Origin of the sequence: Thiomicrorhabdus sp. ZW0627 (genome assembly GCF_029767005.1) — a bacterium.
Lineage (GTDB): Bacteria > Pseudomonadota > Gammaproteobacteria > Thiomicrospirales > Thiomicrospiraceae > Thiomicrorhabdus.
Genome location: NZ_JARUQR010000003.1, coordinates 76,849 through 89,316 on the forward strand (window position 1 = coordinate 76,849; position 12,468 = coordinate 89,316).

A 12,468-nucleotide genomic window follows, 5' to 3' on the forward strand; every position below is an offset into this window, starting at 1 on the left:
GAGGCCTTTTTTATAGATGAAAACCAATACTTAAAAGCGATAACCCGCTTTAATCGAATAGGTTCCGTAATCACCAATCTGGTTGTAACCGATCATGACATCCATAACTAGCAAGTTGATATTCAATCCGGCGGAAACTTTCATTAGGGAAACGTCTTCGGTTTTTAGGTTGACACTGCTGTTGGCGTTGGCGACTTTTGGATCGACACTGGCAAGTACCCAACCGATTCCCGCGTAAGGGGTCAAATTAGCAAAGCCTTTGGAGATGCCGAAATCAACACCATAGCTGTTGAAGTTCAGAGCATCAATACCGGACGCCTGAGTGTAATTCCCGCTTACGGAAACGGCCGGTTGGGTTGTACCGCCTTCAAGTATGGCGTAACGCAGCTCAGCGCTCCAGCTTGAAGCGTCACTGTCTCCAAGGACGTTGTAATGAAGCCCGATATCGAAACCTCCCGGTAGACCTTTCAGAGCGTGAAGGCTGTATACCGGTAACAGGTCCTTATTGCGTTTGGTTTGGTTAGAGAGCTTATAACCCGTTTCCACCAGGTTGACAGAGGCACCGACATCAAATCCGGTCACGCCCATGTATTCAGCCGGAAACATAGTTTTATGACTGAATACATTGGTTACGCTTTCGGCGAACTGTTCAAAATCGTTCTGGGAAGCGAAATTCAGGGTATTGATGTTGTTGTCTGCCATAGCGTTGAACGACAGGCCGAAAAGAGCCGATGCCAACATGGATTTATTCAGTTTGGAAATTCGGGTGTTCAAGATAAACTCCTAAGTAAAAATAATTATCGGCTTAAATATACCGTATCTTCAACAGGCCGGGGCGGTTTTTTCAGAACCTTATCAGGCCTTTTGGAAATTAATGGGCTTCGTCCCAGTTCTTGCCTTGGCCGATATCGACAGTTAAAGGCACCTTGAGTTCCAAAGCCGACTCCATCAACTCCCTGATGTTCGGTTTGACTGTTTCAATCTGGTCTTCTGCAACTTCAAATACCAATTCATCGTGTACCTGCATGATCATTTTGATGTCGAACGGACAAGTCTTTAGCCATTCTTCGATGCGGATCATAGCGGTTTTGATGATATCGGCGGCAGTGCCTTGCATCGGTGCGTTGATCGCCGTACGTTCCGCATATTGTCGGAGCTGACCGTTGCGGGCGTTGATGTCAGGCAAGTAGAGGCGGCGACCCATTAAGGTTTCGACGTAACCGTTGGCTTTGGCGTTTTCCTTGGTGGTGTCCATGTAGGTCAAGACACCGGGATAACGGGCGAAATAGAGATTGATGTATTCCTGAGCCAAACCTCGACTGACATTCAGCTGTTTTGCCAGACCGAATGCGGACATGCCGTAAATCAAGCCGAAATTCACCGCCTTGGCGCTTCGACGCTGTTCGGTTGTGACTGAATCTAAAGGCACGCCGAAAATTTCCGAGGCGGTCGCTTTATGGATGTCTTTTCCTTGTGCGAAGGCATTTAAGAGACCGTCGTCGTCTGAGAGGTGAGCCATGATACGTAATTCAATTTGAGAGTAGTCGGCTGCGATCAGCTTGTATCCCGGTTCCGCTATAAAAGCTTGGCGGATGCGGCGGCCTTCGGTCGAACGAACAGGAATGTTTTGCAGGTTCGGTTCGGTTGAGGACAGGCGTCCGGTTGATGCGACGGCCTGCTGATAGGAAGTATGGATGCGTCCGGTTCTCGGGCAGATCTGTTTCGGCAGGGAATCGGTGTAAGTCGACTTAAGTTTCGCCAGGCTTCGGTATTCCAAAATCAGGTTAGGCATTTCATGGCCTTGTTCGGCCAGTTCTGCCAACACCGGCTCGGCCGTCGAAGGTTGGCCTTTGGGTGTCTTTTTGATAACCGGAAGATCCAGGTTTTCGAACAGAATGACCTGCAACTGTTTGGAGGAGTTCAGGTTAAAGACTTCGCCAGCAATAAGATGGGCTTTCTGTTCCAGTTCCGCTAGTTTTTCGGTGATCTCAATGCTTTGGGCAGCCAGCATGTCGGTGTCGATCAGGACGCCGTTGCGTTCCATGTGAGCGAGAACCGGAAGAAGCGGCATTTCGATATCGGCGAATACAGTTTTCAATCCGGCTTCGGTTTCAAGCTGTGGCCAAAGGGTTTCGTGCAACTGTAAAGTAATATCTGCATCTTCAGCGGCATATGGTGCGGCTGTTTCGATGTCGATTTGGTTGAAGGTCAGCTGTTTCTTGCCCTTACCGGCGATTTCCTCAAAATGGATGGTACGGTGGTTCAGGTATTTCAGCGCCAGATCATCCATGTTGTGACGGGTGGCGGTACTGTTTAAGGTATAAGATTCGAGCATAGTGTCGAAACGGATTCCCTGAAGTTCGATGCCGTGGTTCTGTAGCACGTGCCAGTCGTATTTGAGGTTCTGGCCACATTTGGCAACATTCGGATCTTCCAGAATCGGTTTAATTTTTTCAAGCACCATGGTTTGGTCAAGTTGTTCGGGCGCGCCTTCGTAATCGTGCGCCAGTGGAATATAGCAGGCCTGTCGGGTTTCGTTTTCGGCGACTGCGAAACACAAACCGACAATCTGGGCTTCCATGGTGTTGAGCGAGGTGGTTTCAGTGTCCACAGAAATCAACTCGGCTTTTTGCAAGCGTTCAAGCCATTGGTCAAACTGTTCCAGAGTGAACACCGTCTCGTACGGTTGTGACGCTTTCATGGAAGAGGATGTAGGCTCTGACGACTGAGAAGCGGATTGAGTTGGACTCTTTCTGGTTAGCGTTTGGCTGTGCGCTTTGGCTCCGTTGGATTTTGAAAAAGGCGCTTCGCCTTGCATAACCTGGTTTAACCAGGTTTTGAATTCGTATTCAGCAAACAGTTCCTGCAACTTTTCCAAATCCGGTGGTTGGCGGTTGATGTCTTCCAGATGTACCGGCAAGTCACAATCGGTTTTGATGGTGGTCAATTCGCGGGAAAGCGCGAGTTGATCCAAATTGTTGCGCAGGTTTTCACCGATTTTGCCGCCGATACTGTCGGCATTTTCGACCAAGCGGTCAATGGTTCCGTGCGCGTTTAGCCATTTTACGGCGGTTTTAGGACCGCATTTTGGAATTCCCGGGATGTTGTCTGCGGTATCACCTACCAGCGCCAGATAGTCGATGATCTGGTCGGCGCGTACGCCGAACTTCTCGACGACGCTTTCTGGCGTGGAAAGGCTGTCGTTCATGGTATTGATCAGGGTTACGTGTTCGTTGACCAGCTGTGCCATATCCTTATCCCCGGTGGAGATCAGGGTATCGTGTTTGGCTTCGGTCGCTTGTTGGGCGAGGGTGCCGATGACGTCATCCGCCTCGACGCCTTCGATCACCAGAATAGGCAAGCCCAGAGCCTTGACGATTTCGTGTAGTGGTGCAATCTGCGAACTAAGCTCTTCCGGCATTGGTGGACGATGCGCCTTGTACTCGGTGTACATATCGTGACGGAAGGTTTTACCTTTGGCGTCGAACACGACAGCCATCTTTTCCGGCTGGTATTGGGATAGCAGTTTTCCTAGCATATTGATGACGCCGAAAATGGCCCCAGTGGCCTGGCCTTTTGAGTTGGTCAGTGGTGGCATAGCATGGAAAGCACGGAATAAATAGGAAGAACCATCCACCAAAATAAAAGGGCTGTCGGGATTGGTGATTAGTTGCACATTGGAAGAGGTCATTTGTTTGCCTGTTATGGTAAAATTATCGAATCATTTTACCTAATAACGAGACTTTACTCTATGTCTGTCTATACAGTCGTTGAAGAACCCCAGCTTATCGAATTTTTACAGGATTATGAGGTCGGAACCCTGGAATCCTTTGAAGGCATCAGTGCCGGTATCGAGAACACCAACTATTTCGTCAATACCAGCCTGAACGGGGAAACAAAACGATTTGTACTCACCATTTTCGAACATCACACATTTGAAGAGTTACCGTATTTTCTGGACATCATGGCGTTTATGGCCGAGCACCAGATTCCAACGGCGCATCCGGTTGCAACACTTTCCAATGGTTATCTGAAAGAGCTTTATGGTAAGCCGGCCGCGTTGGTCGAACGTTTAACCGGTGGCGGAGTGGAAGATCCTTCTGTGGTGCAATGCGGTGTGATGGGTGAGCAGCTTGCCCGTTTCCATCAGGCAGGAGCCGGTTTTGAGTCGAAACGCGCCAATGACCGCGGACTGGACTGGATGCAAACCACTTACCGTCAGATTGAAAGTTACCTGCCGGAGGACGAAAAACAGATGATTTCCGAAGAGCTTGATTACCAGTCTGAAATTGACTGGTTTGAGTTGCCTCAAGGTGTGATTCATGCCGATCTCTTCTGTGATAACGCCCTGTTCGATGGCGATAAGCTATCTGGAATCATTGATCTGTATTACGCCTGCAATTCGGTATTGCTTTATGATTTGGCAGTCATGGTCAACGATTGGTGCCGATTACATACGGAAGATCCGCTGGAGATTCATTTTGATGAAGAGCGTGTTGAGGCGATGGTTTCTGCTTATCAAAAGCAGCGCCCATTAAGCGATGTTGAGCAGAAAAACTGGCCGGCTGCTTTGCGTCTTGCGGCACTGCGTTTCTTCCTTTCACGCCTGAAAGACAAGCACATTCCTCGTGAAGGGGAAATGACCCAGATTAAGGATCCCAAGGTCTTCAAGCGTGTTCTTAAAATCCATCAACAGTCTGCTTGATTAAATCGGCAGGCCTGTTTAGAACCCCAATAACCCAAGAAGCCTATTCGTGAAAGACACAGATTTAATGAAAGCGGTTGATTTACTGAAAGCCGGAGAAGTGGTCGCTTACCCGACCGAAGCGGTTTTTGGTTTGGGGTGTGATCCTTTTGACCGCAATGCGGTTGAGAAACTGTTTCACGTGAAACAGAGACCTATGGAAAAAGGGGTGATTCTGGTAGCGGCTTCTGTGGATCAAATTCAGCCCTATGTGCAGTTAAGCGGCACGCCTTGGGAAGCTTCCGTTTTGGGTACCTGGCCGGGCCCTGTGACCTGGGTACTGCCCTTGAAAAAGGCGATGCCCGATTGGATTACCGGAGGCCGGGATACGGTGGCGATTCGGGTTTCGGATCATCCGGTTGTTCAACAGCTTTGTAATGCTTTCGGCCAGCCGATTGTTTCAACAAGTGCCAATCTGACGACTCAGCCACCTGCTAGATCGTGCAAAGAAGTGGTTGAGGCGTTTGGAGACAGTCTGTTTTGCCTGAAGGGTGAGCTGGGTGGTTTGGATAAACCCACCCAGATTCGAGACGCCCGAAGTGGGCAAATTCTTAGATAATCCGGTTTTTCCGACAGGCCTGTCAGGTTTTCAAATAGAAACCTTTAGTTTCTTTTCGCGCTTAGGTAAAGCGGTTCGACCCGTTTGGCGTATTTGTTCAGGTCTTTAATGCGGGTGTCGTGCGCCGGGTGTGTGCTTAGGATTTCAGGCGTTCCGTTGCCATTCATCTTACTCATTTTTTGCCAGACATTGACGGCAGCATAAGGGTTATAACCGGCGCGAGCAGCCAATTCCACGCCCATTCGATCTGCTTCGGTTTCGTGGGTTCGGCTGTTTGGAAGGGTCAGTGTCACATTAATCGCCATGGCTGCGAGATCCATGCTTGGTCCTTGGAATCCGGTAAATGCCTGCAATGCAGCCAATCCGACTTGAGTCAGTTGCGCCTGTGACGCGCGTTCTCGGCCGTGTTCCCTTAAGGCATGCGCCATTTCATGTCCCATGATGGCGGCGATTTCATCATCGGTCAGATTGAGTTTCTGGATGATTCCGGTATAGAAAGCAATTTTCCCACCTGGCATGCACCAGGCATTGAGTTGGTCAGACTTGATAAGGTTGACCTCCCAATTCCAGCTTGGCGCATCACTTCTGTAGATGCGAGTCTGTGGAATCAGGCGTTGAGCGACCGTGCGGATACGTTTTACCATGACCGGATCGGTATTCAGGGTCTTCTTTTCACGCGCTTCTTTAAGGATGCCGCTGTAAGCCTGAATCGCGCCGGTATTGATTTCCTGCTCGGAAACCATCATCAGTTGTTGGCGTTCGACGCCTACCGCACCTTGTTTGGTGGTTTGGGTTCCAAGAACACAGGCTGAAAGCGTTAGAAACGCAAGCCCCATTACAATTGATTTAAGGAATTTCATAGTCATTTCTATTAGTTTGATCCAAATACTTTCTTAAGCAGTTCTGTGGTCTGCTTGATTGGTTCTTTGCGAATACTCTCTTCTTCTTTAGCCAAGTAGAAGAACATGCCGTCCATGCCTTTTTCGGTGACATGGTCAAGCAGATTCGCTTTTACATCCGGTACAAAGGGCATGCTTTTATACTCGGTAATGACTTTGTCATAAGCGGCGACCGCACCGACACTGTTAAGTGTTTGTTCGATGATCGGACGCATTTTCTGTTTAAGGTCTTCGCTGGTTTTTGATTTCAGATATTGGGTTGCAGAATCCTGAGGCCCATTATAGATGACCTGTACATCCGAAAATGTCATGTTCTGGATAGCATTCAAAAACAGTGCTTTGGCTTCCGGTGTCGCAGCTTCAGCCGCACGGTTGAGTTTGAGTTCCAGGTCGTCCATTAAACTGCCCATTCCAACTTGTCCCAGTAGTGATTGTACCTTTTGTAGGCTTTGAGGCAATGGTATATGAATCGCTTTGTCGGCATTGAAACCGTCTTTCAGGCTTAATTGTTTGACGACCGCTTCCGATCCCTGGCTCAAAGCTTGTTTGAACGCTTTGCTGATCTCTTCGCTGGAAAGGCTGGTGGAAGAAGCGGCTGTGGATTCTGTCTTAGTATCGGTTTGGCTGTTTTTCAAGAGTTCTAGCCCGTCTTCCCACCAGCTACTTTGGGCCATGGAGCCGTAACTAATCAGGAAAGCCGTTAAGGCGATTTTAGAATATTTTGTTAGTGTCATTGCAATTCCTTAAGTTTGAACGGACTATTAAAAATTTTGTCCCGATAAGTGCTAATAATAATTTTTACTTAGGTTAAATACAAGGAAAGGGATGGATGGCGGATTTCATGGCAGGGTTAATTCCTTACGAAAAGAACCTTCTTCGGGTTAAAATAAGTTCAATATAAACGAATCAACGATGGAACGGATATGGCAGGCACACAAGTGAATATCGAAGAGGTTAAGCGCTATCTTTTGAGTCTACAGGACGATATTTGTCAGCAATTGGCGGAAGAGGACGGCTCTGCCGAGTTTATCGTCGACGAATGGGAGCGTGAAGAAGATCAAGGTGCGATGGGTCTGACCGGAGGTGGTCGTTCCCGAGTTCTGGAAGGCGGAGAAATCATCGAAAAGGGCGGAGTTAACTTTTCTCATGTCCGCGGAAAAATGTTGCCAGCATCGGCAACGGCGCACCGTCCGGAATTGGCAGGCCGTTCTTTTCAGGCTTTGGGTGTGTCATTGGTGATTCATCCACGCAATCCTTATGTGCCGACATCTCACGCTAATGTTCGCTTGTTCATTGCCGAAAAAGAGGGTGAAGAACCGGTTTGGTGGTTCGGTGGTGGATTCGATCTGACTCCTTACTATCCATTTAAGGAAGATGTGGTTTACTGGCATACACAGGCTAAGGAAGCGTGCGATCCTTTTGGTGAGGAGATTTATCCTAAGTTCAAGAAATGGTGTGATGAATATTTCTATTTGAAACACCGTAATGAAACCCGTGGAGTTGGCGGACTGTTCTTCGACGATCTGAATTCGGACACGTTCGGTTGGGATTTTGATAAGTGCTTCGCTTTCATGCAGTCGGTCGGGGACCATTTCATCAAGGCTTACCGTCCAATTGTCGGACGTCGCAAGTCGGTGGAATACGGCGAACGTCAACGTGATTTCCAACTTTATCGACGCGGCCGTTATGCCGAGTTCAATTTGGCATTCGACCGCGGTACCATTTTTGGTTTGCAGACCGGAGGGCGTACTGAATCGATTTTGATGTCGATGCCACCGATGGCGACTTGGAAATATAACTACCAGCCTGAACCGGGTACGGAAGAAGCGGAATTGTATGATTATCTATCACCTAAGGACTGGCTGGCTTAACGGTTTGTCGTATGGATAAGTTACGGGTAGACAAATGGTTGTGGGCGGCACGCTTCTTCAAGACAAGAGGTGTGGCGCTTGACGCGATTAAGGGCGGAAAGATCGAATTGAACGGTCACAAGCCGAAGCCGAGTAAGACATTGTCTGTCGGCGATAAACTCAAGATCACTCAGGCGCATCGTCAGGTTGAGGTAACGGTTCTGATTGTCAGTGATAAGCGGGGTTCTGCTGAGCAAGCGCAAACGCTTTATCAGTTAGATAACGAGGTTCTGAACCAGCGCAAACCGAGTATCGATATGGCGTTGGTGGGATACCGTGAAAAAGGCGCTGGCCGGCCGACCAAGCGTGACCGACGCAAGATCGACTCTATGGAATTCTAAAAAAGTACATTTTTGGTACAAATGCCTATTCATATTTTATGGATATTTTTACATAATGGATCTTCTATATTTTCAAACAAACGGAATGATGAGATGAAAAAAGTAGTTCGTGTTTCTTTGTTGGCGGCATCTTCATTGATGCTGTCAGCTAATGCACAGGCATCCAGCGTGGACGGATTGGGTGTTGGTGTAAATTACGGTTTGTTCGCAGGCCCGACTTTTGAGTTGAATTATGCAATCAATGATCAGTTGCAAGTACGCGGCGCTTTGTCATCCGGAATGACATTGAGTGAAACCACCAGTGATACCGATATCAAATACGATGTTGAAGCCGATGGCGGGATTAACCGTTTGGCTTTGGACTATCATCCGTTTGGAAATTCTTTCTTCCTTTCAGCGGGTTACGCTGTTAACAATTTCAAGTTGTCGGCTTTAGGGACAACTTCAGCAGGTCAGACAGTTACTATCGGTGATACCACCTATAATGTTGATGCCAATGTTGCTTTGAACGGTCAACTTAATTGGGACAATGGTGCGACCTTGAGTTTCGGTTGGGGTAATTCTCCTGCAAAAGGTTGGGGGGCATTGATTGAAGTGGGTGCTATTTTTACCGGCAGTCCAAAGGTTACGTTGACCGGTACCGGTACCGTTGACGCAAATGATGGTAATGGTCCTCAGGACGTTTCGTCCAGCCAGTTGGTGCAGGATGCTCTGAATGCTGAAGCAAACAAGATCCAGAGTGATGTAGGGGATTACACCTTCTTGCCGATTCTACAAGCGGGTGTAACCTATCGTTTTTAAGCTTTTCCGGCTTTTGATTTAAAAGAAACCCTCTGTTGAAAGACAGGGGGTTTTTTTATTCCTATGTTTCAACATGCTTGGTAGTTGTGCGTAAAAGTGTGTAAACTGGATTCCATTCAAAATATAAGACCTGCAAAGGAGTGGCGGTGGTTAGCTACACAGTGTTCTATGATTCCGGAAAAACGGAAGTTTTTGATCAGGAAATCAGGCCTCTTTTGGCGGAAATCGATTGCGATTTCGTAGCATTCGACACTCAATCCCTTCCTGAATTAGCCGAACAAACCCGGGTGATGGTTTGGTTAGGTGACAACGACCTGTATAGTTTCATTCCAGTCGCTTCAGAACGTTTGTGGTGGGTTGGTTTTTTACCGCATCCGGATATGAATCGAGCTTATCGTTCCTATAATATTCCTCAAAAACTGGCCGATGCCATTGCTGACATCGTGGCTGCAGAAGCGCCTGTCTGTTCCGACCTGATGTATTGCAATGGGCAGTTGGTGCTCAGTTCTGTCATGCTTGGCAATCCGGTGACGATGATTCCTGCGGCGCGGGTGGACGAAAGCATTTGGAGTAAATTAACTCAATTGGTCGTGTTGACGTTCAATTTGAGTAAAACCTGTCTGCTTCCTTATAAAATCGAAACCGCAAAAGAGAGTGTTGTCAGTACCGCCGCGCTTGGCATTGCGGCTGTCTATCGTCCCAGTAACAGCAGTTTCACAAAACGTGTAGTAGGTGAAACCACGGAAGACGAAGCCAGTTTGAATGCAGTGATTTTGGCACCGAGAAGTATCTCGGAAGTTGTGCATTTTATCTTGACACGGGTGTTGCCAAAAACGGTACGCAATGCTTCTCTTTCCGACTACTTGGGTCATATTAAAACGACATCAATGACGATCACTAGCCAGGGAAATATCGATTACAGCGTGGATGGAAAAGTATCAATTGCAGACCGAATTGATATTTCGGTACAAAGCGATGCGTTACAGGTACTAAGCAGTTGTTTGCCAACAAAACTGGATATCAGCGAACATAAGGAATCAATTCGAGTTACGGGTCTTCCGAAAGGGCAGGCAGTAAATGAAGTGATCAACCGTCCGCTTCATTGGATTCACCATACGGATCAGGAAGAAGTCAAAGAGACGTTTGTTACGCTCAAGGAAAATGCCCGTATTTCGGAATCCTATCTGGTATTGATGATATTGGCGACCTTGTTGGCGACATTCGGTTTGTTTGCCAATTCCGCACCGGTGATCATTGGCGCGATGATTTTAGCACCTTTGATGTCGCCGATTATTTCACTTTCCATGGGTGTATTGCGGCAAAATGGTGATTTAATTTCGGTCAGTGCTAAAACGTTGTTCACCGGCGTGCTACTGGCTCTTTTTTGCGGAACCATTTTGACCTTATTAACGCCATTGAACACGATTAATCATGAAATCGGTGCGCGCCTTAGTCCTACTATTCTCGATCTGGGAATCGCTATTATTTCCGGAATAGCCGGCGCCTATGCCAGTGCACGATCAGAAGTGGCAAAAAGCTTGGCCGGTGTCGCGATTGCGGTGGCTTTGGTTCCACCGTTGGCGGTTTCCGGTATCGGGATTGGTTGGATGGATTTAGACGTTTTTTGGGGCGCGTTTTTGTTGTTCATGACTAACTTGGTCGGCATTATCCTGGCCGCGTCTGCCACTTTTCTGTTTATGGGGTTCAGTCCTTTCCATTTGGCTAAAAAGGGAATTTTGTTGTCTTTGGCGTTTGTCGTTTTGGTCAGTATGCCGTTGGTACTGGCGTTCGACAAAATGGTTGAGGAGCAAGGAGTCGTTTATGCGCTTGAGGGTTGGGAAACGGAAGGTGTTGAGGTGAAAGATGTTAAGATCCGTACCGGTGATCCAATGTATGTGTCGGTAAAACTGCTTTCTGATACGCCTTTAAAAGGTGAGCAGATCAGTGAGGTCAAACAGCGAATCGAAACCCGATTGGGTCAGAAGATACGTCTGGAAGCAACGGTTGCCGTAGTCAGGTGATTGGTATGGAGGAAGCAATAAAAAACCCGCATAAAGCGGGTTTTTTTTAGGCTTAATGTAATTCAACGATTAAGCTTGACCAAGCGCTGCCATAGCTGCACGCTTCTTGGCGATTAGGTTCTGAATGATCGGAGTCATCATTAGATCCATAGCCTGAACCATGTGAGAACCGTTACAGACCAAAGTGTCAGGTCTCTGTAGGAAAGCACCAGGAATCTGTTCTTTGACGGCTTCAAGATCAACATCTTGGTGACGTACGTGACAGATGATCAATGAATCTTCCGGAGCTGGACCCATAGGTGCATCAGGCGACATGGTCGAGAACGGATCGGATGTATCGATCAAAGGTACACGGTGGAAGTTGATGTGTGTACGGTGGAACTGAGGAACGATGGTCTCGATGTAGTCTGGCATACGCTCAAGGATAACGTCGCGAACCTGCTGAACGGAATATGGACGCTCAGAAGTGTCACGGTAGATTTTCTGCATCCATTCGATGTTGATGGAAGGCGCAACACCGATACCCAAGTCCACATACTGAGCAACGTTGTGCATGCCTTCTTCAGGTCCGTGATCCATACGCTTAACCATACCGTGAAGACCTTCGTAGAATAGTACGTCAGTTCCTTCAGGAATCGGTTCCCAAGGCGTGAATTCACCGGATGAGAAGTTGGTGCCTAGACGAGCGTTATGTTCTGCAGCTTCTTCGTCGCTGTGGATGTAGTAACGACGCTTACCTGTACCGTTTTCTTTATATTCTTTGAAAAGCGCTTCAAGTTCGCCAAATTCGTTTGCGTATTCTGAGAAGTGAGTCAGAACCGGACCGCCATTTGCTTTGGATTCGGCTACTTTCTCTTTCATTTCCGCACGGTTGTACTTATGGTAGCTGTCACCTTCGATAATCGCGACGTTTAGCTTTTCACGATCGAAGATTTTTTCTACGGCACGTTTTACGAAAGACGTACCAGCACCGGATGAACCTGTAACGGTTACAATTGGATGTTCTACTGACATAACACAGTCTCCTAATTTAACGAAAATGACCGGGCCTGGTCATTTAAAAGTATTAATATTTTTATAGCTTTAGACTAATAGCAGGGTATTAGAAACTAAAAGCTGTTGTTTTTCAAAATTAAATTTTTGCTACGAAGTTATTTTTTTTAGCCGATAAGTCTCTCTTTTAACCCGAAAAC

The 12,468-nt window shown here is 47.5% G+C and carries 11 protein-coding genes; 6 read left to right on the forward strand and 5 right to left on the reverse strand.

Annotated features, from left to right (window positions below):
* Window positions 1-30: 30 nt before the first annotated feature.
* Both QCB45_RS07825 and polA read right to left on the reverse strand, forming a co-directional pair.
* A complete protein-coding gene (locus tag QCB45_RS07825; protein ID WP_279420357.1) occupies window positions 31-774 on the reverse strand; it encodes a hypothetical protein in 744 nt (247 codons plus the stop codon).
* Window positions 775-871: 97 nt separating this feature from the next.
* Window positions 872-3,691, reverse strand: a complete 2,820-nt coding sequence (polA, locus tag QCB45_RS07830) for a DNA polymerase I (protein ID WP_279420358.1) — start codon at window positions 3,689-3,691, stop codon at window positions 872-874.
* 60 nt (window positions 3,692-3,751) lie between these two features.
* On the opposite strand from polA, the gene QCB45_RS07835 reads away from it, so the two are divergent.
* Window positions 3,752-4,705, forward strand: a complete 954-nt coding sequence (locus tag QCB45_RS07835) for a homoserine kinase (RefSeq protein ID WP_279420360.1) — start codon at window positions 3,752-3,754, stop codon at window positions 4,703-4,705.
* A gap of 49 nt (window positions 4,706-4,754) precedes the next feature.
* A complete protein-coding gene (locus QCB45_RS07840; protein ID WP_279420361.1) occupies window positions 4,755-5,303 on the forward strand; it encodes an L-threonylcarbamoyladenylate synthase in 549 nt (182 codons plus the stop codon).
* A gap of 44 nt (window positions 5,304-5,347) precedes the next feature.
* Here the strand turns inward: QCB45_RS07840 and QCB45_RS07845 are convergent, their stop codons facing one another.
* The gene (locus tag QCB45_RS07845; RefSeq protein ID WP_279420362.1) at window positions 5,348-6,163 is read right to left on the reverse strand and encodes a M48 family metallopeptidase; all 816 of its coding nucleotides are present in this window, start codon (window positions 6,161-6,163) and stop codon (window positions 5,348-5,350) included.
* An 11-nt stretch (window positions 6,164-6,174) separates the two neighbouring features.
* The gene (locus QCB45_RS07850; RefSeq protein WP_279420363.1) at window positions 6,175-6,936 is read right to left on the reverse strand and encodes a DUF4197 domain-containing protein; all 762 of its coding nucleotides are present in this window, start codon (window positions 6,934-6,936) and stop codon (window positions 6,175-6,177) included.
* 189 nt (window positions 6,937-7,125) lie between these two features.
* On the opposite strand from QCB45_RS07850, the gene hemF reads away from it, so the two are divergent.
* The 4 genes from hemF to QCB45_RS07870 all read left to right on the forward strand — a co-directional run bounded on the left by hemF (window position 7,126) and on the right by QCB45_RS07870 (window position 11,275).
* Window positions 7,126-8,073 carry an oxygen-dependent coproporphyrinogen oxidase gene (gene hemF / locus QCB45_RS07855; protein ID WP_279420364.1) on the forward strand — a complete coding sequence of 316 codons (948 nt, stop codon included), beginning with the start codon at window positions 7,126-7,128 and terminating at the stop codon, window positions 8,071-8,073.
* 11 nt (window positions 8,074-8,084) lie between these two features.
* Entirely contained in the window at window positions 8,085-8,453 is a 369-nt protein-coding gene (locus QCB45_RS07860) for an RNA-binding S4 domain-containing protein (RefSeq protein ID WP_279420365.1), read from the forward strand.
* A 93-nt stretch (window positions 8,454-8,546) separates the two neighbouring features.
* Entirely contained in the window at window positions 8,547-9,254 is a 708-nt protein-coding gene (locus QCB45_RS07865; protein ID WP_279420366.1) for a hypothetical protein, read from the forward strand.
* 146 nt (window positions 9,255-9,400) lie between these two features.
* Window positions 9,401-11,275, forward strand: coding sequence for a TIGR00341 family protein (locus QCB45_RS07870; RefSeq protein WP_279420367.1), 1,875 nt, complete (start codon window positions 9,401-9,403; stop codon window positions 11,273-11,275).
* Window positions 11,276-11,344: 69 nt separating this feature from the next.
* Here QCB45_RS07870 and QCB45_RS07875 read toward each other — a convergent pair whose 3' ends face one another.
* The gene (locus tag QCB45_RS07875; RefSeq protein WP_279420368.1) at window positions 11,345-12,289 is read right to left on the reverse strand and encodes a phosphoribulokinase; all 945 of its coding nucleotides are present in this window, start codon (window positions 12,287-12,289) and stop codon (window positions 11,345-11,347) included.
* Window positions 12,290-12,468: the final 179 nt, after the last annotated feature.